Origin of the sequence: Allorhizobium sonneratiae (assembly GCF_023700755.1) — a bacterium.
Lineage (GTDB): Bacteria > Pseudomonadota > Alphaproteobacteria > Rhizobiales > Rhizobiaceae > Allorhizobium > Allorhizobium sonneratiae.
Map to the genome: position 1 here is coordinate 444,118 of NZ_JAMKOJ010000003.1, position 26,707 is coordinate 470,824.

Consider the following 26,707-nt stretch of genomic DNA (forward strand, 5'->3'; position numbering starts at 1 on the left):
TCTATATCACCCGTTTTTCATCACGCAAAGGAAAAATGACAATTTCCCGTCTCTGCTGCCGGTAAGGAGCTGGATCGTCGACAATGCTTAAAATTCAGGCGCAGTAAAGACGGGTCGGTCTTTCACCAGCAGTTGGCGGATTTGTGCCTTGCCCTGAGGTGAAACAGTCACGATCAGGCTGAGAGAGCCGTCTGCAAGGGCGGCTCCAAGCTCTGTTCCCAGGTTTTCCGGTACGTACACCTTTTCGATGCCATAGCGGATTGCAAGATGTTCACTCTGCGACGGGTTGTCCGGCATGGCCAGCGGCTCGCTTTTCAGGATGACGCTGCCAGTTTCAGCCGTCATCGGCGCAAAGGAGGCTTCGCTGATACTGGCGGCGCCATTGGGATCGGGGAAAATCCGCAGATAAAGGGGGCGGAACTCCCCCTGTTTGGGCCAGGTGCCGGTGATACGATCGATGGCGACATGCGAGATGGGCGTGGTGATCCGTAAATAATGACCCAGAAGCAGGCTGCGCGGGTCTTGCGCAAAGACCTTCAGGCGGAGTTCCGCGCCATCGTGGAGAGCGTTGGAGTGGTCTGAGAGGAGATAACCGATGGTGAACGTTTGCAGCGCGCTGATGAGGATGGCAGCGCAAACGCCATGCAGCAGACGGTTAGTCATGGTCGCCTCTGCGGTTGAAAAGAGGGATCTTCGGCCTTGATCCTCCGGCTTTCGGCACAGGCTTCATCAGGATTTCCACCCGCCTGACGCCGATGGCCAGAAGTGCGATGATAATGCCGCCAATCAGAAAGAAGCCGGAGGTGCCCAGCATGGAATCAACGGTAATAAGCGACAGATAGAGGGTCTCCCCGGCAAAGCCGAGATAGGCAAGGCTGCGGATAGCGCCATCCTCACGCCCTCGAAGGGCAAGGGCAATCACGGTAAGGGCCACGGTTGCCGCTGCCGTCAGCGCCAGGCCGGCCCCGGATGGATAAAGATGATGCAGGATGACAAGGCCGCTGAAGCCGACGATCAGGCTCCAGAGCCCGATTATACGGCTGAGCGGGCCGAGCGCTGTGGTCAAGGAGAGCAGGGCGAAGAAACCGGCTCCGCCAGCGGCCATGCCGATTGCGAAGGCGGGTGATGGATAGAGGCTGTAAAGCCAGATCAGCCAGCCGGTCAGGACGGCCATGACGGCATGAAAAGCCGGATGAAACCGGGTCCACAGCGCGATTGCCAGAAGGGCGGCGGCAAGGGCTGGCGGCAGATAAAGCGTTTGCCATGCGGCTGAAAACTGCACCTGATCGAAGGCCTCGCCCAGCACGACAAAGGTAAGAAGTGCGGCAAAACCGACCATCGCGCCTGAGCGGAACACAAGGGCGGAGAGGCCGGCTGCGGCCAGCCAAAGCAGAAGAAAGTCCAGCCGCTCGCCAGAGAGGTTGTAAAGCTGCTCGACAAGCGCCAGACCCGCACCGAAAGCCGAGGCGCCCAGCACCAGAAAGGCATGACCCGCAGCCGGTCTGGCCCGGGCGAAAGACAGGGCCGCCATCCCATAAAAACCCCAGATCAAGACGAGGATAGCGATGATTTTCACCATGGCAGGGATAGCCTGCCAATTGGCGGCGATCAGCAGGAGCAGGGCAGCCGACAACAGCACGGCCGACAGCATCAGGAGAACCGCACCGAGGCTGAAGGTAGCTGGGCGGCTGTCATAGTCATCCAGCATGGCGGCAAGGGCGGCCTCGTCAATCAGGCCCATTCGCAGCCAGTGTTGCAGGTCTTTTTTCAAGCGGGCACGATACATTGTCTCTCCTGATCGTCAGGTGGTCTCGTCTGCCGCAATACCGAGGCTGCCGGTGCCGTGACTGCATGTCCGTTGCCTATCTGTAGGGCGTCTCTATGACAAAATAGGACGCGCACGCCGAAAGTCTCTAAAATCTGTCGCCCTCAAATGTCTGAAGGTAACGATAGTGACATAGTTGAAAACAAGAGCCAGAGCTGGTTGCGGTCGCAGTCAGGAGCCGAACTACGTGGCCTTTGCAATCAGTGCATGGCTCACATGCCAATATCGCACTGCACAAATCGCCGGAATGGCGCTATAACCTATCCAACAGCGAATGAGGAAACTCTTTCGCACTGGCGAAAGCCAAACGAGTTTCGATGCGCACTCTCCTCCTCCCAAATGCGCATCGATCGGGCTGACAAGCTCCTCCTCCCATTTGTCAGCCTCTCCTCAAAGCGCCCACCGGACCTCCTCCCCCGGTGGGCGTTTGAGTGTTTATATCCCCCTTGTCGTCATATGATGCTCATCATTGCGCTGCCTGATGTGCAAAGGCCGCGTCATAATGTGGTGTTGCATTGCAGCATCTCTGCTATCCCTGGGATGGCAACCTGTCGGCTGCAGGCTATTCGTCTCTCCAGTCAACCTATTCAATATAAAAGCTAATCTTTAAATCATGCGATGCTGGCCTGGATCATCATGATGTGTATGCTCATCCATGAGTTTTAAGGGGCGCGACTTGTTTGGTATGTGTGATTGTCATGTTGAATGGCTAGGCAGTATGCCTGAAAAATGACCAATTGGTTACATTCCAGTAAGGAGATATGCGTTGTGTGCATGGGTGCTGCGTTGGATTGGCGCTTCAATGATGGAAGGGCAGGGCTTATATTCTGGTCATGAAACGAGGGCTGGCGAGGTTGCCAGCACATTGCTGGAAAGAGGCATATCATGAACCTGACACGCAAGCTGAACAACTGGCGCAAGTATCGTCAGACCGTAAGTGAACTTGGCCGCATGAGCGACCGTGAACTGCGCGATCTCGGCATTGGCCGCGACGACATTCACAGCGTTGCCCGCAACGCCGTCAAGTTTGGTTGATTGTTCTGCGCCATTGGGCGCGAAGAATTGAGCCTGCTGCAAAACCTCCCGTAACGGGAGGTTTTTTGTTTATGGCCTGTTGAGCCTGCGGTATGGGTTAGATGTGAGCATGTCGCGTTTCATTGAATACAATGAAAGCAAGGCAGGCCGTGACCAGCTTAAAAAGCGCGCAATCATCAGAAAGGCGCGAGCGCCAATTATAGAAATTCGGTCAGCGTCTCGCGCGATTGCAGCGATGAGAATTCAATCGCCACACCCTCGAGGAAGTGACGGATAATCCGACCGCGCATATTGCCAAGACGGACATTGGTGCCGAGTGGCGGGCGGATATCAATATCGACTGCTGCGCCCGACAAAGACAGGTCGATGATCCGGCAGGGATATTTACGACCATCGTCGAGCATGAGTTCGCTGCGGTTGTTTCGCGGCGTCAAGCGGTCGTGACGGCGGTCTTCCGGCAGGCCGAGTTCATGCTTGTTGGCAATCCAGGTTAATTGTGCGGCAAGTTTTTCCCGCTTGCGCTCGGTGGCGACAATCGAGATGACGAAGCCGTCTTCCGTGGTTTTCACGACCGTGCCTTCGATCCGGCCAACATGGTCGATATAGGCAATGATCCGTTCGCCAGGCAGTGGACGGGCGGCGCAGATGAAGCGCACATCACCCGGCGACATATCCACGGTCATACACACATATTCGTCCTGGCTTGGTACCATCAGCCGCCCTTCCAGGCTTACCGACACACGCTGAAACGCCCTTTGATATTGCGGGCGCTGCGCATTGTTGCTGGGGGATGGTTGAAACGAATACATGCCTGTTTTTCTCTCGTGCACGTCAAGCCCTCGCGGGCATATCTTCAGGCTCGGGTAACATCATGCGCATTTGCGCAATCGACGCGATGCCAGAGGCCGTTCTTGTCTCCTCGTAGCCTTCGCCCACTGGCTTCAGCCCCGATGTCTTACAGCGCCATGCAACTGCTAAAACGCAGGAATGGCACTGTAAGCCTTCAACATTCAGCATGTTTTGCCCTGAACCCCTCCGGTTCGGGCGACTGCCCCGTCATTTTGTGCTTTGGCATCATGCGTTTTGTCAGACGCAGACAGGATGCTGTAACACGCTAAATCTGCTGTACAATTCCTTAAATCGACATTGATTTCAGGAATTATACCGTAGCGTCGGCCAAACCGCTGAGGCAAGCAAACGTGACGATGCATGTTAAAATATTAGACCCTAAGCCTTAACAGAATCTTGTTTTCCCCAGCCTGTAAGCAACAGGCCCTTAACAATAGTGGTTCTCACGCTCCGATCTCCCTGGAAAAGATCCGCCCGGCAGGAAAGAGGAGAGCTGCTCATAAACACGATCTAACATCGTCTGCTTTGATGCAATCTGAACCTGCCAGGCTCAAGCATCACGCACCAGGTCAGCCATTCCGGCACCCGGCGTTTTTAAAACGCCGGGTGCCGGATACTGTCAGCTTTCAATCCGGACGGAGAGCGACTTCTTGCCGTAGGTCGTCTTGATCTTGTGTCCATCCAGCACAACCTCATCGAAGCGGCCATGGAGATGATCTGCCGAGATCACAGTCAGCGTCATACCGGATTTGAGCTTTGCCTTGCCTTGCGTGAGGATCAGCTTGCCGCCTTCGATGTAGAGGCCCTTGGCGATCGTGAGTTCAGGATGCGTGCCTCCGTTGAGAGCAATCTCTGTCGTGGCCGTCTTGCGCTGTGTAACATTGCCGTCAATGGTCAGCCTGGGCGTGGCAATCACGGCCTTGCCGCCTGCCAGATAGAGATCGCCCTTGCCGAAGGCCGTTGCAGAGGCGGCAATCAGCGAACCGTCCTGCACAATTGTGCCGCCGGAATAGTGGTTCCTGCCGGACAGCGTCAATGCGCCCGAGCCCGCCTTGGTCAGCCGGCCTTTGCCCTTGATGTCGTTTTTCCATGTGTCGGCAGCATTGAACCCGCCTTTGGACGCATCCATGGTCACGGCGACATCGCCATCGAAGGCGCCATAACCATCGGCGGCGCGGAAGAGGTCGAGCCGGCCCCAGCCTTCGGCATCGTCATCGATCGGATAACCGGAAGCGATTTCCGTGGTTTTCAGCACCACCCGGCGCTGATCGGCGGTGAGATAGGGCAGGCGGGTTTCCAAAAGCACTTCCGCCCCCTTCGGGACGACGGGCCCCAGATCCCGCTTGCCGATCTGCGGATAACCATAGGTGAGGCGAGGCTCGAAAAAGCCTTTGTTCCAGGCATAATCGGCAAAAGGATCCTCTGATTTCGGCTGGGAATGGGCATAGGCGAGCAGCGCATTGAAGCTGTCCGTGTCGGTGGCCTTCATCAGATAGGTCTGGCTTTGATCATAGGCGTCTTGACGCAGCGCCGCATATTTTTCCCGGTTCAGGTTATAGGCGACGATGGCGGTGGCAAGAATGCGTCCGCCGATCACGTCGAAGGTCTGGTGCATGCCGGCGCGAATACGGTTTTCGCCGAGCAGGGCCGCGCGGGTCAGCATTTCCTGATAACGCTGCGGCACGAGATAACCCATCACCAGCGCATCCCGATAGGCTTCGGCGGTATGGCCGCTTGGAAAGGCGCCATCGGAAACCGGCTTCTTGCTTTCCGCAGGGACCAGTTGAGGCACGACGCGCACCTTATCGCTGGCACGGTAGGGCCGGGCGAATTTGTAATAACGCTTGGCCGGCTCGGTCGAACCATCGTCGCTGCCGGCCTCGATCAGATCGACGGCCTTGCCGAGATCGGCATTGGTCTTTGACCCCTCGCCACGATTATTGCCCTTGTCGTCATATTTTACCGTTACCGCATCGGCGGGCATGGAGGTGATGGTTGTTGTCTGATGCGCCCCTTTGCGCCAGGCATCGGCCAGCGGCCCCAGTCCGTTGGTGATCGAGACATTTTTGCCGCGTCGGTCATCGAGATAGGCCGCCAGATCGCGTTCCGGCGTCTGTTCATGGGTCACCTTGATGGAATAGGCGATGTTGCGGCGATGCAGGTCTGGATGTTTCTTCACCCCATCGGTGGCGCTGCCGGGAATGCCGTCCCAATCGGTTTTCTTCACCGCCGGGCAGCCATCCTTGGCGGGCGCGTCCTGATCGGCATCGACAAAGGGCGTGCGCGGTGTCCACAGGTCCAGAAAACCGGAAAGAACCCGCACGCCTGCATTGGTCTGCACTGTGGCATGGCAGGCATCGCCCCGCTGGTTGGTCGCGCCCGTATCGACATAGGCCGGAACCCCTTGAGGTGCTGGAGCCTGATCGGCATGGCCGATACCGCTCGGCTCTTGCGGCAGCTTCAGCTCGTCGGCCATGACGGGCGAGAGTGCCGTTGCCATCAGCAGCAAGGTGGTCAGGGAGAGGCGTCTCTTCATCGGTGCGGGTCCTCGTAATGGGGATTTCAGGTTGTGCTATCGTTCGTCAAATTGCCGAACCAATCAAGGGCAAATTTGTTACGGCATTTTCACGCCACCTATAGGGGGCGTGTGCTACAGTTTTCTCACAAGAAACCGCTCTTTTCTTTTTCCGCGTCATGGCGTTATGGTGAGAGAGGCAACGACAAGGATTGCGTGATGGATGAGAAGACGAAAGGCCCCTTTGACCCGGAAGGGCCAGATGAAGAGGAGCCTTTTCTGAAGGTCACCGAGCGTGGCGACCCGTCTCAGGAGCCGTTTTTCAATCTGCCAGGTGGCATAACGGTGATTCTGGTTGTGCTGCTGATCATCTATTCCGGCACAGGCTGGTTTCTCTCCGACGAAATTTCTGAATGGATCATGTCGGAATTCGGCTTTTCGCCGCTGCGCTATGTCTATTCCTTTGCCGATCAGGATTTTGCCTGGCTATGGACGCCGGTCACCTATTCGCTGCTGCATGGCAGTATCGAACATCTGGGCTTCAATGCTTTATGGCTGGCGGCCTTCGGCACGCCGGTCTGGCGTCGCATCGGTGCGTTCCGATTCGCGATTTTCTGGGTGGTGACGGCCGTTGCCAGCGCCTTTTTCCATGCGGCTCTCAATTGGGGAGACAGCAGCCTGCTGATCGGCGCTTCAGGGGTGATTTCCGGTCTGATGGGAGCCTGCTGCCGTTTCGTGTTCGGGCCGGGACGCATGGGCCTGATGCTGCGGGATACGGGCGAACTGGCGCCGCGTTTTAGCATTCTCGCGGCCCTTCAGCAAAAGACCGTCATCGTCTTCATCGTCATGTTCGTTTTTGCCAATGCCATCATCGCCTTTGGCGTGACGCTTGCGGGTGATCCCGGCGCTCCGATCGCCTGGGATGCGCATCTGGGCGGTTTTCTCGTCGGCTTTCTCGGTTTCGGCCTCTTCGATCCGGTCCGCGGCAAGGCATTGGAAACGCAGAGTTGACAGACGCGGTGGTGCGGTGATGTCGGGGCTGAATGGCCTCTCTCTTGAAATCACTCTCTTGAAAATTGTCAGATCCGGCCCAGACAAATATTGCGTTTCGGTAAAAACAGGCGCAGTCTTCACATATGAGTGATCGGAAGGGGGCACTCATGGCGTTATCCCCACGGAAAAAGCTGAGGAGGAGCTTATGTCTGTGACTGTGAAGACTATTCTGGCGGCCAAGGGTCGCAATGTCGTCACTGTCGGTCCGACGGTGACACTGGCCGATGCGGCAAAGATTTTGCATCAGAACAAGATCGGCGCCGTTGTCGTGGTGGGTATGGAAAACCGCATTCTCGGCATTTTTACCGAACGTGATCTTGCATCCGCCATTGGACGCATCGGGCCTGAAAGCCTGGAGCAGCCGGTGTCCAAAATCATGACAGCGAATGTCTATCGTTGCACCGAGGAAACCACGGTCAACGAATTGATGGAGATGATGAGCAGCCGCCGCTTCCGTCACGTTCCGGTTGAAAGCGATGGCAGATTGAGTGGCATCGTCTCCATCGGGGACGTTGTCAAACAGCGCATCCGCGAGGTTGAACTCGAAACCGAACAGATGAAAGCCTATATCGCTGGCTGATCTTTTCAGATGGATTAGAGCAATTCCAGCAAAAGTGTAACACGGTTTTGCGTCCGGAATTGTGTAAACTCAAAATCTTAGAGCGTTTTGGTGTTTCCGTGAAACACTGAAACGCTCTAGCTCAAAGCGATTATAGAGTTTCGGATAAAAACTTACAAAAATATAAAATTACAGATGTGTGCGTTTGAAAAAACGCACACATCTGTAAGGAATTTTGTTGCCGTTTTTGGCAGGAGAAACGAGATTGGATTTTCTCTGCCAAAATCGGCCCCGAATTTGGCAATACGTTATGTTGGCAACAGCCAGTTCAGCATGGCCTTCCAATCACTCATGCGCACCGGTGTTCCATGCGAACCGGTTAAAAACAGGGTGAAGCGGGCCGGATAACCGCTTTTATGCAGATGTTCATAAAAGCGGATCTGATTGCTGTCACGATAAACCTGGTCCTGGCTGCCATGGGTAAACCAGAGTCGCAGCTTGCTCTTGTAAGCCGCACTTTTGGCATAACCCGGATCTGTGGAACCGCCCAGAATGGCCATGCCGCTTAAAGCGTGCACGGCGGCCTTGTTGCGGGCGATGCCCCAGCAGATCGTGCTGCCCATGGAGGCACAGGCAATCACCACCGGGCGGCCTTTCGAGCGCAGGGATGATTGGTGGATCAGGGCGGCAATTACATCAGCGCCCTTCTGATCGAAGCTTTGAACCGTTGGCGTATAATAGACCCCGCCATTGCGGAGAATCAGATTTTTCAGCCGGTTGAAATTGCCGCCGAAGCGGATATCGCTGGAACCGAGATGGCGGTCTCCCCCGCGGCCATGGATGAAGATCACCGTGAAGGCTGCGCCATCGGCAGGCCCGGTGCGGGTGACAGCCAGCGGTGTACCATTAAGATCGAGCACTTCATCCTTTTGATAGCGCCTGACATCGAGATCGGTATACTCTTTGCGGACACGTAATTCGGGGACGAGATCGCGCTGTTTCAGATCGCGCTTGATAGAATAATCGATAATCTGGAAATCGCCACCATCATGGCTTTCGAGAACCGTTTGGCTGGAAAACAGCGCATCCTTGAAGGGCAGGAGATTGGCCGCCGAAACGGGCCATGCAAACAGGGAAAATGCTGTCAGCACGCCTCTCAGGCTGAAATGAACTGTGGACATCTTCATGACGATGGGCACTCCCTGCTGCCTGAGCCTTGCCACGGAATGGCAGGAAACGCAAAGCTTTCATCAACTGTCCTCACAGGGGATGTGTTTGACTGGATGGTGCAAATTTCTGTTTTCGCATCGGATTTTTAACGAGGTCGCTTGCCGGAGAATTGCCTGTTGCTGGGCAATCCCCGTTGATATTACGGGGATGCCGGTCCTTACAGCCCTCTTTGCAGGGGGCGAAGGTCTCTTGCATGATTGCAAGCTGTCGCGCTAATGAAGTGAACAAACAGGAAACCAGGGCATCGGACCGAAACGTGGGGGCTGGTTTTCGGATAAACCCGATACTCCCAGATCGAAACTCTGGCTTTGAGGATTCGATACCGAACGCCCGCCGACGAAACCGGATCACAGAACGATATCATGGACAATAACAACGATCTCTTCGCCGAACTTCCCTTGAGCGCCCCGGCAAAAGCGGAGCAAAAGCCAAAACCGGCAGTGGCGCAGGCGGCCTCCACGCCTGCCAATACGGAAGAGTATGGTGCGTCCTCCATTCGTGTTCTGGAAGGGCTGGAGCCGGTACGGATGCGCCCCGGCATGTATATCGGCGGCACGGATGAAAAGGCGCTGCACCATCTCTTTGCCGAGGTCATCGATAATTCGATGGACGAGGCCGTGGCAGGCCATGCCAACTTTATCGAGGTCTATCTGGATGCGGAAGGCTTTCTGACCGTCACGGACAATGGTCGCGGCATCCCCGTTGAAAACCATCCGCAGGTGCCGGGCAAATCCACGCTCGAAGTCATCATGACCAAGCTGCATGCGGGCGGCAAGTTTGATGGCAAGGCCTATGAAACCTCCGGCGGCCTGCATGGCGTCGGTGTCTCCGTGGTCAATGCGCTGTCCGACAGTCTCGAGGTCGAGGTGGCGCGCAATCGCAAGCTCTACCGCCAGCGCTTCTCCCGCGGCGTGCCGCAGGGCGGGCTGGAAGAGCTGGGCGATGTGCACAACCGGCGTGGAACGCGGGTGCGTTTTCATCCCGATCCGCAGATTTTCGGACCCCATGCCAAATTCGATCCAGGCCGGATTTTCCGCATGGCCCGCTCCAAGGCCTATCTGTTCGGTGGCGTTGAAATCCGCTGGGCCTGCGATCCTGCCATTCTGCCGCCGGGCGGTGAGGTGCCGGAGAAGGCGGTGTTCCATTTTCCCGGTGGCTTGAAGGATTATCTGGCGGCAACGCTCGGCAAGGAGTTTACCGTCACCCGTGAAATCTTCGCCGGCAAGAGTGAGAAGACCGGCGGCCATGGCGCGCTGGAATGGGCGATCACCTGGTATGGCGGCGATCCGGCCCTGCATTCTTATTGCAATACCATTCCAACCCCCGAAGGCGGCACCCATGAGGCCGGTCTGCGCATTGCGCTGACCAAGGGGCTGAAAAACTATGCCGAGCTGACGCAGAACAAGCGTGCCCAGCAGATCAGCACCGAGGATGTGATGATCTCGGCGGTCGGCATGTTGTCCGTTTTCATCCGTGAACCGGAATTTGTCGGCCAGACCAAGGACAAGCTGGCAACGGTGGAGGCCCAACGCATTGTCGAAACCGCGCTGCGCGATCCTTTCGACCATTATCTCGCCGACAATCCGGCGGAAGCGGCCAAGCTGCTCGATTGGGTGATCGAACGCGCCGAAGAGCGGCTGCGGCGACGCAAGGAAAAGGAAGTCAACCGCAAGACCGCCGTACGCAAGCTGCGCCTGCCCGGCAAGCTGGCAGACTGCTCACAGAGCACGGCAGAAGGCGCAGAGCTTTTTATCGTGGAAGGCGATTCGGCTGGCGGTTCGGCAAAGCAGGCGCGCAACCGCGCCAATCAGGCCATTCTGCCATTGCGCGGCAAGATTTTGAACGTCGCCAGCGCCGGACGGGAAAAGCTGATGGCCAATCAGCAGATCGCCGATCTCATCCAGGCGCTCGGCTGCGGCACGCGCACCAAATATCGCGATGAAGACCTGCGTTACGAGCGCATCATCATCATGACCGATGCCGATGTCGATGGCGCCCATATCGCCTCGCTGCTGATCACCTTCTTCTATCAGGAAATGCCGGAGCTTATTCGCGGCAACCATCTCTATCTCGCCGTGCCGCCGCTTTACGTGCTGCGGCAGGGGGCAAAAACCGTCTATGCCCGTGACGATGCGCACCGCGCCGAGCTGATGGAAACGGTCTTCAAGGGCAAGAAGGTGGAAGTCGGTCGCTTCAAAGGTCTGGGTGAAATGATGCCGCAGCAGCTCAAGGAAACCACCATGGACCCGGCGAAGCGCACCCTGCTCAGGGTGGCGATCGATGATGCCGATTTTGAAGGCACGCGCGATGCCGTGGATGCGCTGATGGGCACCAAGCCGGAAGCGCGCTTCCGTTTCATTCAGGATCGCGCCGCCTTCGCCGATAATCTAGATATCTGATAGATGTTCAGATCATCACCGCTCAAAAAAACACCCCGGACACCGAAAGGTATCCGGGGTGTTTGTCAATTCCGGGATGATGGATCAGGCAGCGGCGGTCTGGGCAGCCTTGGTTGCCTTGGCAACCGGAGCCTCATAAGGCTTGTAGACGCTCTTTGCGAGATCGGCATACATTTCGCTCATCTTCGTGGCTTCCGACACGAAGGATTCATAGGAGGTCTTGGCATATTTGGTCTGCAGCTCCATCACAGCTTCAAAGCTGCGGGCGCCCGTCAGAGCTTCCATGTGGCTGACCATATCCTGAAAGGACTTCTTGGAATAATCGGAAGCTTCAGCGGCAATAGACTGAAAGCCCTTCGCGGCCTCGGCGTAGTTCTTGACCATCGCGTCCATGGCTTCCTTGCCCTTCTTGTTGGCTTCTTCAAAATTGAACATGAGAGCACTCCTTTCCTCATCTCTTCGGGGAGCTTAGAGCAGAGTCTCAATTAAGGTCAAGCGAATTTGTGCGGTGCGGAAACCCTCAATGATTGCATTTTTATGACAAAGGCGGCGTCCTGTGTCAGGAAACGCCGCCTATATCATTCAATAGAAAAGGATATATCAGTCTGGCCGCCGGTTGGCGATCAAAGATCCTCGCCGAGAATTGCCATGGAAAAATTATAGGAGAGGTCACCATCTTCCTCGTCCTTGAAGACGACGCCGAGAAACTCGTCACCGGAATAGACTTCGGCGGAATCGTCCTTGCGCGGACGCGCCTTGACGGTCATCGAAGGATTGAAGATGCGCTTGAAATAGGCGTCCAGTTTCTTGATTTCGTCAGCTTTCACAAAGATCTCCATGCTGCGTCTGAGGGGCAGGGCCATTCTGGGGGCACCCGGCCTTTGGGAGGTTCGCCGAACCCCTTGCGTTCAAGGGTCCGGCGTGCGGATGGGCTGCTTTTGGCATGGCACGCTTGGGCCTGTAAAGCAAAAGGGCCGGATCATCCGTCGCTATCCTCTAGCAAAAATGTGAGGAAGGATGATCAGATGCCCTCGGCCACCATCTGGTTCATCGAGCGGGCAGGTTCGGCGCATCCAGCTTCACCGACCACTTTTGCCGGAACGCCGGCGACGGTGACACCGCAGGGCACAGGTTTCAGCACCACAGACCCCGCTGCCACGCGGGAGCAGCAGCCGACTTCGATATTGCCCAGCACCTTGGCGCCAGCACCGATCAGCACACCATCGCCGATCTTCGGATGGCGGTCTGCGCCTTCCTTGCCGGTGCCGCCCAGTGTAACGCCGTGCAGGATAGAGACATTGTCGCCGATCCGGGCCGTTTCGCCAACGACAAGGCCCGTTGCATGGTCGAGGAAAATGCCGCGGCCAACCCGCGCTGCCGGGTTGATATCCGTCTGGAACACGCTGGAGGAACGGCTTTGCAGGTAAAGGGCGAAATCCTTGCGGCCCCTGTTCCACAGCCAATGCGCCAGTCGGTGGGTCTGGATGGCGTGAAAGCCCTTGAAATAGAGCACCGGCTCGATAAAGCGGGTGCAGGCGGCGTCACGGTCATAATAGGCCTGAATGTCGACGCGAATGATCGTGCCCCATTCCGGCCAGTCGCGCAGCATTTCCTCAAACGTCTGACGCAACAGCACCGACTGCATGTCCGGATGATCCAGCCGTTCACAGATGCGGTAGATCACGCTCTCCTCAAGCGAACGGTGGTTGAGCACCGTGGAATAGAGAAAAGCGGCCAGCAACGGATCGTGATCGGCAGCCGCGCGCGCTTCCTGGCGCAGGCTGTCCCAGATCGGGTCCATCGGCTTGACCAGCTCACGTGAAAGATCGTGTGAAGCCAGATCGTGTTTGACAGCCATGGCAGTCTCCTCGTGATGTTGAGACTTATTATAGAGTGCCTGTGCTCATGAAACCAGAGGTCGGAGAAAAAAGCCGTCCCTCATGCCTTAAAAAGCGTGATAAAATTCCAGCACCGCTTTTTTGAACACCCTGTCGCCAACGGCCAGCATATGGTCGCGGTTTGGAATGTCGAGTGCCGTCGCCATGGGCATGAGGCTGGCAAGTTCCTGTGCCGATCCGGCGATATCGTCCTTGGTGCCGACCCCGATCAGCGTCGGCACATCGACTTTGGCGATCTCGTCGCGTCTGACAAGGTCGCGCGAGGTTCTGATGCAGGCGGCGAGCGCCAGCCGGTCGCTTTTCGTCTGCTCGGCAAAGGCGCGGAACATGCGCCCCTTTTCATGCGTGACATCATCTAGCGAAGGTGCAAGCAGCGCATCGGCAATCGGATCCCAGTCGCCCACGCCATCGCACATGCCGATGCCGAGCCCGCCGAACACCAGCGAGCGCAGACGATGCGGATCGGATAGCGCCAGAAAGGCGGAAATGCGCGCACCCATGGAATAGCCCATCACATGGGCCTCAGGAATGCCGAGATGATCAAGGAGCGCGACCGCATCGGCTGCCATGGCGTGCGGATGATAAAGCTCCGGGTCATGCGGCTTGTCGCTTTGCCCATGGCCGCGATTGTCGAGCGCAATGACGCGGTAACCGGCATCGCCCAGTGTTTTCAGCCAGCCGGGATGCACCCAGTTGACCAGAGCGCTGGAAGCAAAGCCGTGGATGAGCAGCACCGGCGGGCCTGCGGGATCGCCTTCATCGAAATAGGCAATCTCCAGACCATCGTGACGGAAACGGGAAAAGGCCGGAGCGTTGAGATCCATGAAGTCACCTGGCTTTATCGAACATCAAATCTTGTGTGTGTCCCTTAACCTTCCGGTGCGGGCTTGTGAAGGGCAGGATTTATGAAGGCAGGTTTGCGGCCTGGTTCCATCCGGGGATGAGAACGGGGAAAATTCAATCGCCGCACTTGGCAAATGCTCTACACATTTCCTCCAAAGGGGGATAATGTCCGGCCCCAATGAGACAGGAAATGCCTTGATTGCGCGTGGAAATGTCTCGATTGTGATAACGCATGGTCTCCGATCTGCCGTAAGAGCAGAAAAGAGCCAAGGAAAATTCGGAGCAGAAACATGGCCGGTCATACCATTCCCCATTTCCAGAATGACGGCGGACATCAGGCGATCGAGATCGGCGTGAAGGAATTCATGTGCACGGGCGCATCCGTTCCTTACGATCATCCGCATATCTTCATCGATCTCGGTCATGATGTGGAAAAGGTCTGCCCTTATTGCTCGACGCTTTATCGCTATAATCCGAACCTGAAGGCGACAGAAACCAACCCGCCCGGCTGTGTTTTCCATGTCAAGGCTGCCTGACAGAACGGCGGTTTCCCATGCAAACCAGCCGCGTGGCTATCGTTGGCGGTGGCATTGCCGGTCTTTGCACGGCATTGAGCTGTGCACACCATGGTATATCCAGCACAGTCTATGAAAAAAGCCCCCAGCTGGAAGAGGTGGGGGCGGGATTGCAACTGTCGCCGAATGCGACGGCCATTCTGAAAGAACTGGGCGTTCTCGACAGCATCAGCCGCAATTGGCTGGAGCCACAGACCGTGGCGCTGGCTTCTGGCACGACGTTGAAAACGCTTGCCTCCATTCCGGTTGAAAGCCACGCGCGCAGCCGCTGGGGTGCGCCCTATGCGGTCCTGCACCGGGCCACATTACAGCAGGCCTTGCTCAATGCGGTTCTGACCAATCCATTGATCCGTCTGGTTCTGGGCCAGCGGGTGGAAAGTCCCGATGCGCAGATCCTGCGCGATGAGCCGTCGGGAGAGCGTCCGCCGCTGCTGATCGCCGCAGATGGTGTCTGGTCACGGTTGCGCAACTACGTGTCCGGCGGGCCGGATGTGGTCTTTACCGGCAATATTGCCTGGCGTTTCACCATGCCATGCAGCGCCGCACCGGATTTTATCGACTGCAGCCGTGTGACAGCCTATCTTGGCTCCAGCGCCCATATGGTCGTTTATCCGCTGAAGGAGATGGACAGCATCAATATCGTGGCCATTGCCGCAGGCGTCGACCCCGGCGAAGGTTGGGCCGCGCGTTCGGATGAGAGCCAGCAAAGTCTTTTTGCCAAGGCCTTTTCCTCATGGAATCCTGAAATCCGGGCGCTGCTTGACGCAAGGACTGCCACGGCGACCTTCTGGCCGCTGTTTGAGGCGGGTGTCGGCCGCTGGCACAATGAGCGCGATCTGCTGCTGATCGGCGATGCCGCTCATGCCATGATGCCCTTTTCCGCGCAGGGGGCCGCCATGGCCATCGAAGATGCCTATGAGCTGGGCAATCTTGTCGCCCGCCTTCCGGTGCCAGAGGTGCTGGTTCGTTTTGAAGCCATACGGCAGGAGCGAATCAGAAAGGTGCGCCATCGCGGCGTGCTGAACAAGTTTGCCTATCATGCTCAGGGACCGGTTCGTCTCGGTCGTGACATGGTGCTGTCGCTGCGCTCGGGCGACAGTTTTGCCCGTGATCTCGACTGGCTTTACGGCTATCGCGCCTCGGCATGAGTTGAAAGAGCGAGCGGTACAAGGGTCTCAGACCATCACCGATCGATCATGATCACCGGCAGCCCGAGATGGCGGGCGGCGGAAATCTTGCCATAACCGGCGCTGCCGCCGGAATTGCGACAGACGATATGGGTGATGGCGTGATCGGCCAGAAGCTGGCACTCGGCCTCAGTATCGGCTGTGGCCTTGCCGATGATCAGGGCGTGATCGGCAAAGGGCAGGGCATGGGCTGGCGGATCGACCATGCGGATCAGGAAGAAACAATCGTTTCTTGCGGCAAAGGGGGCGATATGCTGGCGTCCCAGCGCCAGGAAGACGCGGGCCTTGTGCGGCAATGCGGCGGCAGCCTCCGCTTCATCGGCGACGCTCTGCCACTGATCGTCTTCGACGGCGCGCCATGCTGGTCGCGTGAGCACCGTGAGCGGAATGCCTGCGTTCTGACAGGCGATTGCCGCATTCCTGGATATATTCCGGGCAAAGGGATGGGTGGCGTCATAGACGGCCTCGATCCCTTCACGGATGAGATAGGCGGTGAGCCCTTCGACGCCACCGAAACCGCCCATGCGGACCCTGCCCGGCAGATCGGCGGGATGGGCGGTGCGCCCGGCAAGCGCGGTGATGATCTCAGCCTCCCCCTCAGCCACCAGACGTATTGCCAGCGCTGCAGCCTCAGCCGTGCCGCCAAGAATGAGGATGCGTCTAACCGGCCCGGGCAAGAATTTCCCCCTCCCGGTCGGTGATGATCACATCCACGGCAATCTTGGCATCGCCAAGCGTTGCAAGGGCGGTGTCGCGGGCGCGCCTGGCAATGGTTTGTGGCAGATCGACATGATTGTCTTTTGCCAGTTCCAGAATTTCCAATGCCGTATTGGCGGCCAGGATGCGTGCCTCAAGCGTTTTCGTCAGGTTCTGTGGCGGAAAAAGGCCGAGCAGAAAAGCAGGATCGACCTGACTGCGGCCGGAATGGAGATCAAGTGCACCCTGTGCCAGCTTGGTCATCTTGGCAAAGCCGCCGGCAATCGTCAGGCGCGGCACAGGATAGCGCCGCAGATATTTGAGCAGCCCTCCAGCGAAATCACCCATATCCAGCAGTGCCTCTTCCGGCAGGCCATAAAGGTTCTGCGCCGCCTTTTCAGAGGTTGACCCGGTTGCGCCCAAAACATGCGGCAGACCCATGGCACGGGCCACATCAATGCCGCGATGGATCGAATGGATCCAGGCGGCGCAGGAAAAGGGGTGAACAATGCCGGTGGTACCAAGGATGGAGAGGCCGCCGACAATACCGAGACGGGGGTTCCAGGTTTTTTCAGCGATTTTTTCGCCACCGGGAATGGCGAGTGTGATCTCGATATCCGGTGAAAAGCCATGGAGCCGGGCAAGCTCTTCCACCTCTGCCGTCATCATCTGCCGGGGCATGGGATTGATCGCCGCTTCGCCGATGGCAAGCGGAAGACCGGGACGGGTGACGATGCCCACACCTTCGCCTGCGCAAAACCGGATGCCGCTGCCTGCTGATAGAAAGCGTAAGCTTGCAATGACCATTGCCCCATGGGTGACATCGGGATCGTCGCCAGCATCCTTGATGATCCCGGCAAAGGCGCCAGCTGCATCCAGCCCCTCCCTGGCCAGACAGAAGGCTGGCTCCTGCCCGCCCGGCAGGCGAATGGAGACAGGATCGGGAAAGGCGCCGCTGATGAGCGCCGTCAGGGCTGCCTTGGTCGCGGCTGTCGCACAGGCACCCGTGGTCCAGCCGGTGCGCAAGGGACCTTCCGGCTTGCGCAAACTGCCGGTCGATGACGTGGAGGGCGATGGTGTATGATTGGGGCTCATGGGGAGGTTATAAAGCGCGCCAGCAAAAGTGGGAACCGGTTTTGCGCCCGGGCGCGCGCCAAGAAACAAGCGCCAGCAAAAGTGGGAACCGGTTTTGCGCCTTTCCCGATGGCACACCGGTATTCACTTTCTTCAGAATAATGTTCTTATCTTATAAGACGCTGTACCCTAAAATAAAAAGGATACAACCTAAAGCTTTGTCACATAAAAAGACATGTTTCTTATTTTACGAGCTTTGGTTACAGGGTATTTACGGCCATTCGGTTAGAGTCCAGAGAAAGATGTCTGAATGCTCGTGCTGCGATCCAAACGGAAGCTTCCGCCGAGTTCGGATAAATTGCGGCATCAACAAAAGGCAGCCGCACACAAGCATGAGCGAAATGAATATCTCAGTGCACGAGCACTGAAGAGAAACATTCAAAAACTCCGGGTTCATCCGGATGAAATACAGTCTAAAGCGTTCCTGGTGTTCTTTGAGATAGGCACGGCGCTTTAAAAATGAGATGTGCTTTCAATTATGCCGCAAGCGGCAGAAAACAGTGCAGTCGGATCACGAGAAGGTCGCCACGGTCTTAAAAACTGTTGCACTTGTTTGCGAAAGCGCTGACCTCGTGGTTCGATCAGGGTATTGGCGTTCATTTGCTGCATGCAGATCAGCAGATGCGACGATCAAAACGATAGACAGCGTGGGATTGCTGTCAGGACAAGGGTCATGGGCCAGCTTTTTTATATTCCGACATTGATGGTTTGCGATGTGGCGTGCTGGGCTCTCATTGGCACATTAATGCTGGTGAACTGGTTGCAGGATCGGGATAATCTGGAACTGCGGCTGTGGAGCATCGGCTGCTTGCTTGGTGCTTTCGGCCTGGGTCTGTTAAGCCTGCGCAACGGCATTCTGGCGGATGTCTGGGCCGTTGGGTTCGGCAATGGCATCATGCTTTCTGGGCTGGGTTTTCTCGCCATCGGCTTCCGGGTGTTCGACGGGCGCAATCCCTGCCATGGACAATTGCAGACTGGCGCTGCCATCTGGATGGGTTTTTATCTGTTGTGCCCTGGCTTTGACGAAAATATCGACTGGCGCATTATTCTGATTTCCGTGATCATGGGTTATCTGGCCTATGACATGGCCAGAATCATCTGGGCCGGTCGCCGGGAAGAGCCTCTGCCATCGCGCAAGATCATGTGCGCCGTTCTGTGGCTTGTCGTGCTGGTCATGGCGCTTCGCATTCCTTTGGCCATTCTCTGGCCGGTGAGTGAACATACCGCTCCCGGAAAGGACAATTGGAACGGCCTCCTGACCTATGTGATCTTTTCCTTGACCCTGTTTTTTGGGCTGTGCCTGTTTTCTATCAGCCGTGAACGCATGGTGGTGCGTTATAAAAAGGCTGCCGATACCGATGCCCTGACCGGGATTTTCAATCGCCGCGCCTTTTATCGCATCGTCGGCGACAGGATTCACCGGCATACAGGCGCGGTTGCGGTGATCGATCTCGATCATTTCAAGCAGATCAACGACCGCTATGGTCATGGCGGCGGTGATATGGTTCTGTGCAGTTTCACCGGCACGGTTTCGGCGCTTCTGGGGCGGGATGCCGTGTTTGGCCGGCTCGGCGGCGAGGAATTCGTCCTCTATCTGCCTGAGCTTTCCCCTTCCGAAGCCTTTTCCTTCTGCGATGAATTGCGCAGGCTGATTGCCGAACGGCCGGTGCCTTGGCAGGGCCAGCAGATTTTTCTGACAGCCAGCATCGGTCTGGCCGAAGTGGACAAGGCAGCTCAGGATGTCGAAGTCCTGATCCAGAAGGCTGATATCGGCGTCTATACCGCCAAACAGCAGGGGCGAAACCGCACGGTTCTCATACCCGGCACATCTGAGGCATCGTCTGCACCAGCGTCCTTTACCGGTGAAAGCGGTTTTTCACTGACCTCGGCATTGACGACGCCCTTTGCATCATGAAACGGACTTGAAGCGTGTTGCAGCAGAATTCTGTTCTTCGTCTTGAAAGGGGCAGACTTCACGCCGCATTCATCACGAGGGTACTGGCATAACTGCGGGCTTCGCGCCGCTCCTGCTGTCTCTGCCACACTGCCATCAGATCGATGAGTTTCTGAATGGCTTCATTGGGAGCAAGCGCGCGCGCACGCGCGGCCAGTCTTGCTGTGATCGGTGCCGGTTCGTGACCTGTCGCCTCCTGTACGGCCTGCCGCCACAGCAGCACGGCTTCAACGAAAAGCGGCGTGATCGTTCGTTCCAGGCCTGCCGCTTCCATCAGCGCCCGCACGGCATGGGGCCGTCCCGTTGCCAGAATGGAGCGGACACGGCGCCCGGCCACAGTGCTGATCGCCTCAATGGCGGCGGCAAAGAAATCCGCTTTGCCAAGGCATAACAGCTCCATCAACAGGGCAGGGGTCAACAACCCGTTTTGCCGCATTTCCTCGACCAGTTCAGGAATATCCTCATAAGGCACATCCGTGGCAATCAGCGCCGCTGCACTGGCGCCCATTTCCCGTGCGATCCGGGACATCCGTGCTTCACCGAGCGAAGCGCGAATCAAGGCCGACGCTGTCAGCGCTTCAGCGACATGGCTCACAAGCCGATGGCGCGCTTGTGGCGGCAAATTGCCGCGCTCCAAGAGCGCCCCGCGAATATTGTTATTACGTCCGTGGCGTTCCGCCAGCCGCTTGAGGCTGAACGGAGAGATGGTCGCCGTACGGTTTTCGAGGAGGACGAGACATTCGGCCACTTCGCCAATTTCGGCGAGAGCTGCCGAAACGGCAACCGTCAGATGCGGACGCGCGGCAATGACCGCGCGTGTTATCGGCGCTCCTCGCCCGGCCAGATCGACAAGATCCTCATCGCCAAGAACGGGCGAGGACAGGATCACGCGCGATGCGATCACGGGCTGGTCTTCGGCCAGCGCCGTCATGATCGCACGCGGCGCCTTGGGCGATGTCATCAGGGCATCCGCCAGTGCAAGGCGCACATTGGGAGAGGGGTCGTCGAGCAGATAGGTCATTGCCACATAGGTGGATTGCCGATCCGCCTCCGATAGCGGCGATTGCAGATAGGCCCGCGCCAACGCATTGGCCGCACGGGCACGGTCACAGGTCTTTGCCGTTTCCGACCATCGAAAGAAAGCCTTTACAAGCACCGCAAACCCCAACCAAAACAGAACAGACGCTCTACCTGAGTGTAGGGGTAAGGCAAAAAAGTTTAAGATTGGTTCACCATGTCTATTAACCATGACGAAAATCCAGAAAAAACCGTTCTGATGCTGCGCGGCAGGCCGTGCCGTCTGTTGCTGCACACATCAAGACCGATCGATCTTCTGGACCGGCTGCTGGAGACGCAGGCCGCCGTCATCGTGACACCGGATGAAGCGGCGAGAGATCAACTGGCCGCAGCCGATATTGCGCTTGTTATGGAACTTGTCATGGAGCCCGGGTTTGAGCACGATCATGATGGTCTTGCCGACCGGTTGGCCGAGATCATGCAGCGTCGGCCGGATGCACTTCTCATCCGGCATGCCCGCGCGCCAGCCGATATCGAGCGGGTCGACGCCTTTCTTCGGGTGGAGGAGGCTTTGTCAGGCATGGAGGACGGAATCACCGGCTTGATTCCGGTGGTCGGCAACAGCGGTCAGGGCTTTGCCAGCCTTTCAGCACTTGCTGTCGCCTCGCCACGCGTTCTGGCACTGGCGCTTGATGAACCGGCACTTTTGACCGCGATCGGTGCTGCCAGCATCAGCGACGGCGAGGCCGCGCTTGATATGGCACGTTCGTTTCTGCAACTGACTGGCGCTGAGATGCGCCTGCCGGTGTTCAGCCTGCCGGCAGAAGGAAAGGCCGGTTGCGCACGGCTTGCCGCACGCGGTTTTTCCGGCTTTATCCTTCGAGAAATTCCAGGAAAAATGTGAAACGAATTTCCGTCCGGACATACGTAAAGCAATGGTTTAGGGATTTTCAGTATGCCCGTGAAACATTGAAAATCCCTAAGGACGCCAAGATTTGAGGGAGGGCGGCTTCATGCCTTGGGGCGCACCATCTGAAACACCTCCGTCACGGTGGCGTAATCAAGATAGCCGAGGCGTGACAGCGGCTGCACCAGGGTGACATCGAAACGGCCATCCTTCATTGCGCTTTCGGCGATATGAATACCGACCACCTCGCCAAAAACGACGATATTCTCCGAAGCTTCGCCGGAAAGCGTTTTCGGCAGGATGATCTCGGTAACCCGGCATTCCAGTGTGGCATAGGCTTCATCGACATAGGGGGCATCGACAAGACGTCCCGGCATGGGGGTCAGCCCCGCCAGCTCGAATTCGCTGACGCCATAAGCGGCGGGCGCTGACGACCTGTTCATCGCCTCGCCCAGATCGGCGCTGACAAAATTGGCGGTGAAGCAGCCAGTCTCCGTGCAGTTGCGTAATGTGTCCTTGCGACCCGAGGACGAGAACATCACCATTTTCGGGTGGTCGGAAATGGCGTTGAAAAAGGAGTAGGGCGCAAGATTGTGTGAGCCGTCGGCACCCTTACTGCCGATCCAGCCGATCGGGCGGGGCGAAACGATCGCCTTGAACGGATCATGCTTCATGCCATGAGCATTGCCAGCGGTATCGTAAAACATCAGCCGTCCTCTCCGACCCAGGTCACCACATCGTTGAGTTCAGGTCTCGGTCGCTCGGTGATTGGAAAATCCGTCGATCCGATGTGGATGAAGCCCGCAACCTTCTCACCAGGGGCAATGCCAAGCAGCGGATAGGCATCTTCATCAAAGGCGAACCACTCCGTCAGCCAGTTGGCGACGAAGCCATGGGCATTGGCGGCCATCAGCAGGTTGAGGCAGACAGCACCCGCCGACATGACCTGTTCCCATTCCGGCACCTTCACATGCGGGCCTGCCCGGCTGATGACGGCAATGACCAAGGGCGCGCGGGTGAAACGGTTGCGCTCCACCGCAATCATTTCCTCGCTGAGATCGGGTCTTTTTGCCAGCGCCATCTCAAGCAGAGCCTCACCCAGTTCTGCGCGTTTTGCACCCCGATACACGATGAAGCGCCAGGGGGCGAGCTTGCCATGGTCGGGAACACGCACGGCAAGCTTCAGGATGCTCTCGATCTGCGCCGTGTCCGGGCCGGGCTCGCACATCTGGAAGGCAGGCACGGAGCGCCGGGTAGAAAGATAATCGAGAAGAGAAATCTGTTCGTACATGAAGATTGGCTTTCCTGCTGAGGCCACGATCATCGCCACGGCCTTGACCTTGCCGTATGGCAAGGTTTTAACTACTGCATAATTCCATCGGAATGGAACAGTCGGATATTCTTATGACAGATTTTTTGCGGCATCTCTCCAGGATAGCCTTTCTGGTCGTGATGGTTGCGAACCCGATGGCCAGCCATGCCGAAGACGCCTTCAAATCCTTTCGTGAGCTGCAAAATTCGACCAAGCAGCCCAAGCTGAATGCTTTTTCCATTCCCCAGTCGGAAAGGGTGCAGGGCACGGGTCGCCTCATTCGCTTCGATGCACTGCTCGACAAAGGTGGTCAGCCGGTTCAGGACGGGCTGGAATGGCGGGTTTTCAGCCCGATTGTCGATAGCCACGGAAAGCTACCGATGGTGGCCAGCAGCGAGGGCGGTTCGGCCGATCTGATGCTAGCACCCGGCGATTATTTTCTCAATGTGTCTTTCGGTCGGGCAGGCGTGACCCGCAGGCTGCATGTACCGGAAGAGGGAGCGGTGGAACGACAGGTTGTCGTGCTCAATGCCGGTGGGCTGGTGCTCAATGCCGTTTCCGGCAAGAACAGCCTGATCAAACCGGCCAATCTCAAGTTCAAGATCTATGCCGCCCAATCCTCCGGCGATGACGACCATGGCCTGATCATTGATGACGTCCAGCCGAACACGCTGGTCGGCCTGAATGCCGGAACCTATAATGTCGTGTCCGAATATGGCAATGTGAATGCCGTCGTCCATGCCAGTATCAAGGTCGAGGCGGGCAAGATCACCGAGGCGACCCTGCAGCATCGGGCGGCCCAGATCAGTTTCAAACTGGTCTCTGAACCGGGCAGCGAGGCCATTGCCGACACCGCCTGGTCAATCCTGACCTCCTCCGGAGACGCAGTGGCTGAAAGCGTCAGCGCCTATCCGGTTCTGGTGCTGTCGGAAGGCAATTATACCGCGATTGCCCGCAACAAGGACCGCATCTATCAGCAGGAATTCACCGTCACCGCAGGGCGAAATACCGATGTCGAAGTGTTGATGAAGGAGCCGGGTCAGGTGAGCCGCCTGCCGCCGACCGCCATCGACGCGAATTGAGGTCAGGTCTCAATCCTCGCCTTTCGGGCGCAGATCGCCGAGAAAATCACCAATGCCGGGGCGTGAAAGGCTGTTGAACGGCAAAGGACGGCACAGATCCATGGCGGCAATGCCGATGCGCGCCGTCATCAGGCCGTTAATCACACCTTCGCCGAGCCTTGCCGACAGGCGTGATGCAAGCCCATGGCCCAGCACCTGCTGCGCCAGACTGTCGCCCACGGCAATCGAGCCGGTGACGGCCAGATGGGCAAAGACATCCTTCACCAGCCGGATCATGCCGAGCGAGCCGGGGCGCCCGCCATAAAGCTCGGCCATGGCCCGCACCAGCCGCACCACCTCGTAGAGCACATAGGCAAGATCGACCACCGCCCGCGGACTGACGGCGGTGACCACCGAAACCCGCTTGGCCGAAGTGGCGATCAGCCGTCGCGCTTTGGCATCGAGCGGCCCGAGCACTTCGCGCTCCGTCAGCGCAATCAGATGCGGCGCATCGATAATATCCTCTGCGGCGGCGGTGAGCACATGGCGGCCGCGCTCGGTTTCCGCCCGGTGAGCGGTCAGTGCCTGCACCTCCACCGCCAGTTTCCTCGCCTGTTCGCCGGTTCCCTGAGCTGAAAGCTGCACCGCCCGTTCCTTGATCGACTGCACCGCATTCAGCCGGTATATGCCGCGCATTTCCCGGATGATGACGATGAGAAGCGCAAGCAGGCCAATGCTGAGCAGACCAAGCGCGGTATAGCCGAGCCAGTCCGACTCGCTGAAGAGATCGCGGATGACCTTGTCCAGCCAGAGGCCGAAAGCCATGGAGATCAGTGCGCCAAAAGCGCTCGCCGCCAGTTTGCCAAAGGAAAAGCGCCGTTTTGCCGGGATAATAACCGGAACGAGGGTTTCCTCTTCGTCGATACCGCCGATAAACGGGTCTTCCTCATCCGGCGTCAGGGTCACATCCGCCGTGAAGCTTTGCGGCGGGCGGCGCATCTTTGCACGGACTGCCTCATCGGTCGGTTTTGCCTCTTCCTCATCGAGGGCAAAGACGGCAGGGCGGCGCGGAGCCTGTGTCGTGGGGCGGTTCGGGTCATGGGGTGAGGGGCTCATGCGAGGCGATCTCCCAGAAGAAATTCCAATGCCCGGTCCAGCCGGATATGCGGCAGTGACAGCGTCAGTTCACCCTGTCCATGGTCCAGATCCGGCGGACGGAAGCGCACGATATTGAGATCGGCCAGCGCTTCGCGCGGCGTATCCGGCCCGGCCCGAAACAGCGGCTCGATGGCCTCGGGCAGGTCACCGGGAAAGACGGCGGTCTTGCGGGTTCCATCGAAATGCTCTCCGGCAATGGTTTCACCCGCCATCGGCGTGCCGACGACGACGGGCAAGGCATGGCCGTTCTGCTTCACGCTTGCCTCGCGGGTGGCGCGCACCGAAGCGAGCGCCAGCACTTCGATGCCCGCACCCGCCATGCCGATTCGTGTGATGGCGCCATCCACCAGTCTGCGGGTGATCGCCTGAAGCCGGTCATGGCTTTCATGATGCAGATGGTCGGCCTTGGTGGCGGCGACCAACACCTTGTCGATGCGCCGACCGAGCAGGCTGGACAAAAAGCTCGATTGGCCGGGACGGAAACAGGCGAGCACATCGGCCAGCGCCCGTTCCAGATCCTGCACCGCTTCCGGTCCGCGATTGATCGCCTGCAGCGCATCGATCAGGACGATCTGCCGGTCGAGACGGGCGAAATGCTCGCGGAAAAACGGTTTGACCACCACGCTTTTGTAGGATTCATACCGCCGCTCCATCATGGCGCGCAGCGAGCCGCGCGGGCTTTTGCCGTCCGGGGCGGGCGTGAGCGGCGAAAAGGTCAGGGCAGGAGAGCCGTCCAGATCGCCCGGCATCAGAAACCGTCCGGGCGGCAGGGTGGACAGCGAGCGCTCATCCGTCTTGCAGGCACGCAGATAGGCGGTAAAGCGCTCGGCCAGACGCCGCGCGGTGCCCTCATCGGCAGGCGCGTCGGGATCGATCTCCTGCAGCAGGGCCAGCCAGTCTGCGCCAAGCTTGCGGCGAATGCCGCTTGCGGCAAGATCCAGCGTGTTGCGGCTGAACGTCTCGAAATCCTGCCCCAGAAGCGGCAGATCGAGCAACCATTCGCCCGGATAATCGACAATGTCGATGGCAAGGCGCCCGGATGAAAACAGCCGGTTCCAGCCGCTGGCGCTGCGATACTGGATCACCAGCCTGAGTTCGGAAATCGCCCGTGTCGAGTCCGGCCACAGCCGGTCACGAACCAGGGCGCGGATATGATCCTCATATTGAAAACGGGGCACGGCATCATCCGGCTGCGGTTCAAGCTGCACACTGCCAATGCGCCCCGATTGCAAGGCTTCGAACAAGGGCAGCCGCCCACCGTTCAAAAGATTATGCACCAGCGAGGAAATGAACACCGTCTTGCCGGCACGCGACAGGCCGGTAACACCGAGCCGGATGGATGGCGATAACAAATGAGCGGCGCGCTCGCCCAGATGGTCAAGGGCAATCCGGGTTTCGTCGGAAAAACTGGTCAGGCGTGGCGGCACGTGCGATCATCCTCTTCTGCACAGTCCATATAGGTTCGGCAAAAGACCGTTTGAAGACCGATGCGGACCGCAT

General features: G+C 57.9%; 25 protein-coding genes. 9 read left to right on the forward strand and 16 right to left on the reverse strand.

All coding sequences use genetic code 11. The features are described 5' to 3' along the window. Window positions 1-87 precede the first annotated feature (87 nt). A complete protein-coding gene (locus NAC44_RS07735) occupies window positions 88-663 on the reverse strand; it encodes a GDYXXLXY domain-containing protein (protein ID WP_250939784.1) in 576 nt (191 codons plus the stop codon). Then, window positions 656-1,786 (reverse strand): DUF2157 domain-containing protein, encoded by a 1,131-nt coding sequence (locus tag NAC44_RS07740; RefSeq protein ID WP_250939786.1) that lies wholly within the window; start codon window positions 1,784-1,786, stop codon window positions 656-658. Before NAC44_RS07740 ends, NAC44_RS07735 begins: the two co-directional genes overlap by 8 nt. Before the next feature lie 924 nt (window positions 1,787-2,710). Here NAC44_RS07740 and NAC44_RS07745 point away from each other — a divergent pair. Then, the gene (locus NAC44_RS07745; RefSeq protein WP_250939787.1) at window positions 2,711-2,860 is read left to right on the forward strand and encodes a DUF1127 domain-containing protein; all 150 of its coding nucleotides are present in this window, start codon (window positions 2,711-2,713) and stop codon (window positions 2,858-2,860) included. Window positions 2,861-3,057: 197 nt separating this feature from the next. Here the strand turns inward: NAC44_RS07745 and NAC44_RS07750 are convergent, their stop codons facing one another. Both NAC44_RS07750 and NAC44_RS07755 read right to left on the reverse strand, forming a co-directional pair. After that, complete coding sequence (locus tag NAC44_RS07750) at window positions 3,058-3,669, reverse strand: PilZ domain-containing protein (RefSeq protein WP_250939789.1); 612 nt, start codon at window positions 3,667-3,669, stop codon at window positions 3,058-3,060. A 659-nt stretch (window positions 3,670-4,328) separates the two neighbouring features. Then, the gene (locus tag NAC44_RS07755; protein ID WP_420839899.1) at window positions 4,329-6,245 is read right to left on the reverse strand and encodes an acid phosphatase; all 1,917 of its coding nucleotides are present in this window, start codon (window positions 6,243-6,245) and stop codon (window positions 4,329-4,331) included. A gap of 198 nt (window positions 6,246-6,443) precedes the next feature. On the opposite strand from NAC44_RS07755, the gene NAC44_RS07760 reads away from it, so the two are divergent. Both NAC44_RS07760 and NAC44_RS07765 read left to right on the forward strand, forming a co-directional pair. Beyond that, window positions 6,444-7,235 carry a rhomboid family intramembrane serine protease gene (locus NAC44_RS07760; RefSeq protein WP_250939791.1) on the forward strand — a complete coding sequence of 264 codons (792 nt, stop codon included), beginning with the start codon at window positions 6,444-6,446 and terminating at the stop codon, window positions 7,233-7,235. A gap of 187 nt (window positions 7,236-7,422) precedes the next feature. Further along, entirely contained in the window at window positions 7,423-7,857 is a 435-nt protein-coding gene (locus NAC44_RS07765; RefSeq protein WP_250939792.1) for a CBS domain-containing protein, read from the forward strand. Between the two features lie 287 nt (window positions 7,858-8,144). Here NAC44_RS07765 and NAC44_RS07770 read toward each other — a convergent pair whose 3' ends face one another. After that, window positions 8,145-9,023: an alpha/beta hydrolase gene (locus NAC44_RS07770; protein WP_250939794.1), complete on the reverse strand. Its 879-nt coding sequence runs from the start codon at window positions 9,021-9,023 to the stop codon at window positions 8,145-8,147. A gap of 405 nt (window positions 9,024-9,428) precedes the next feature. On the opposite strand from NAC44_RS07770, the gene parE reads away from it, so the two are divergent. Continuing rightward, window positions 9,429-11,465, forward strand: coding sequence for a DNA topoisomerase IV subunit B (parE, locus tag NAC44_RS07775; protein WP_250939796.1), 2,037 nt, complete (start codon window positions 9,429-9,431; stop codon window positions 11,463-11,465). A gap of 84 nt (window positions 11,466-11,549) precedes the next feature. On the opposite strand, the gene NAC44_RS07780 is transcribed toward parE, so the two are convergent. The 4 genes from NAC44_RS07780 to NAC44_RS07795 form a co-directional block, all read right to left on the reverse strand. After that, entirely contained in the window at window positions 11,550-11,900 is a 351-nt protein-coding gene (locus NAC44_RS07780) for a phasin family protein (RefSeq protein WP_250939798.1), read from the reverse strand. A gap of 188 nt (window positions 11,901-12,088) precedes the next feature. Beyond that, window positions 12,089-12,292 (reverse strand): DUF3126 family protein, encoded by a 204-nt coding sequence (locus NAC44_RS07785; RefSeq protein WP_250939800.1) that lies wholly within the window; start codon window positions 12,290-12,292, stop codon window positions 12,089-12,091. Between the two features lie 194 nt (window positions 12,293-12,486). Beyond that, window positions 12,487-13,323 (reverse strand): serine O-acetyltransferase, encoded by an 837-nt coding sequence (gene cysE, locus NAC44_RS07790; protein WP_250939802.1) that lies wholly within the window; start codon window positions 13,321-13,323, stop codon window positions 12,487-12,489. A gap of 87 nt (window positions 13,324-13,410) precedes the next feature. After that, window positions 13,411-14,187, reverse strand: a complete 777-nt coding sequence (locus NAC44_RS07795) for an alpha/beta fold hydrolase (RefSeq protein ID WP_250939804.1) — start codon at window positions 14,185-14,187, stop codon at window positions 13,411-13,413. Window positions 14,188-14,496: 309 nt separating this feature from the next. Here NAC44_RS07795 and NAC44_RS07800 point away from each other — a divergent pair, with 309 nt between their 5' ends. Continuing rightward, a complete protein-coding gene (locus NAC44_RS07800; RefSeq protein ID WP_250939806.1) occupies window positions 14,497-14,742 on the forward strand; it encodes a zinc-finger domain-containing protein in 246 nt (81 codons plus the stop codon). 17 nt (window positions 14,743-14,759) lie between these two features. After that, on the forward strand, window positions 14,760-15,929 hold the full coding sequence (locus tag NAC44_RS07805) for an FAD-dependent monooxygenase (RefSeq protein ID WP_250939807.1): 1,170 nt from the start codon (window positions 14,760-14,762) through the stop codon (window positions 15,927-15,929). Between the two features lie 35 nt (window positions 15,930-15,964). Here the strand turns inward: NAC44_RS07805 and NAC44_RS07810 are convergent, their stop codons facing one another. Both NAC44_RS07810 and NAC44_RS07815 read right to left on the reverse strand, forming a co-directional pair. Continuing rightward, the gene (locus NAC44_RS07810) at window positions 15,965-16,645 is read right to left on the reverse strand and encodes a cobalt-precorrin-6A reductase (protein WP_250939809.1); all 681 of its coding nucleotides are present in this window, start codon (window positions 16,643-16,645) and stop codon (window positions 15,965-15,967) included. Continuing rightward, window positions 16,629-17,759 (reverse strand): cobalt-precorrin-5B (C(1))-methyltransferase, encoded by a 1,131-nt coding sequence (locus NAC44_RS07815; protein ID WP_250939811.1) that lies wholly within the window; start codon window positions 17,757-17,759, stop codon window positions 16,629-16,631. Before NAC44_RS07815 ends, NAC44_RS07810 begins: the two co-directional genes overlap by 17 nt. A gap of 712 nt (window positions 17,760-18,471) precedes the next feature. Here NAC44_RS07815 and NAC44_RS07820 point away from each other — a divergent pair. Next, on the forward strand, window positions 18,472-19,713 hold the full coding sequence (locus NAC44_RS07820) for a GGDEF domain-containing protein (RefSeq protein ID WP_250939813.1): 1,242 nt from the start codon (window positions 18,472-18,474) through the stop codon (window positions 19,711-19,713). A gap of 58 nt (window positions 19,714-19,771) precedes the next feature. Here NAC44_RS07820 and NAC44_RS07825 read toward each other — a convergent pair whose 3' ends face one another. Further along, a complete protein-coding gene (locus NAC44_RS07825) occupies window positions 19,772-20,908 on the reverse strand; it encodes a DUF2336 domain-containing protein (RefSeq protein WP_250939815.1) in 1,137 nt (378 codons plus the stop codon). A 78-nt stretch (window positions 20,909-20,986) separates the two neighbouring features. Between NAC44_RS07825 and NAC44_RS07830 the strand changes: the two genes are divergently transcribed. After that, window positions 20,987-21,673 carry a hypothetical protein gene (locus NAC44_RS07830; RefSeq protein ID WP_250939817.1) on the forward strand — a complete coding sequence of 229 codons (687 nt, stop codon included), beginning with the start codon at window positions 20,987-20,989 and terminating at the stop codon, window positions 21,671-21,673. Between the two features lie 107 nt (window positions 21,674-21,780). Here NAC44_RS07830 and NAC44_RS07835 read toward each other — a convergent pair whose 3' ends face one another. Beyond that, window positions 21,781-22,383, reverse strand: a complete 603-nt coding sequence (locus NAC44_RS07835) for a flavin reductase family protein (protein ID WP_250939819.1) — start codon at window positions 22,381-22,383, stop codon at window positions 21,781-21,783. Next, window positions 22,383-22,967, reverse strand: coding sequence for a nitroreductase family protein (locus tag NAC44_RS07840; protein ID WP_250939821.1), 585 nt, complete (start codon window positions 22,965-22,967; stop codon window positions 22,383-22,385). The genes NAC44_RS07835 and NAC44_RS07840 overlap by 1 nt, the downstream gene beginning before the upstream one ends. Before the next feature lie 113 nt (window positions 22,968-23,080). Here NAC44_RS07840 and NAC44_RS07845 point away from each other — a divergent pair, with 113 nt between their 5' ends. After that, complete coding sequence (locus tag NAC44_RS07845) at window positions 23,081-24,070, forward strand: hypothetical protein (RefSeq protein WP_250939823.1); 990 nt, start codon at window positions 23,081-23,083, stop codon at window positions 24,068-24,070. A 9-nt stretch (window positions 24,071-24,079) separates the two neighbouring features. Here NAC44_RS07845 and NAC44_RS07850 read toward each other — a convergent pair whose 3' ends face one another. Further along, the gene (locus tag NAC44_RS07850) at window positions 24,080-25,165 is read right to left on the reverse strand and encodes a YcjF family protein (protein WP_250939825.1); all 1,086 of its coding nucleotides are present in this window, start codon (window positions 25,163-25,165) and stop codon (window positions 24,080-24,082) included. After that, window positions 25,162-26,634, reverse strand: a complete 1,473-nt coding sequence (locus tag NAC44_RS07855; protein ID WP_250939827.1) for a YcjX family GTP-binding protein — start codon at window positions 26,632-26,634, stop codon at window positions 25,162-25,164. The genes NAC44_RS07850 and NAC44_RS07855 overlap by 4 nt, the downstream gene beginning before the upstream one ends. Window positions 26,635-26,707 lie beyond the last annotated feature (73 nt).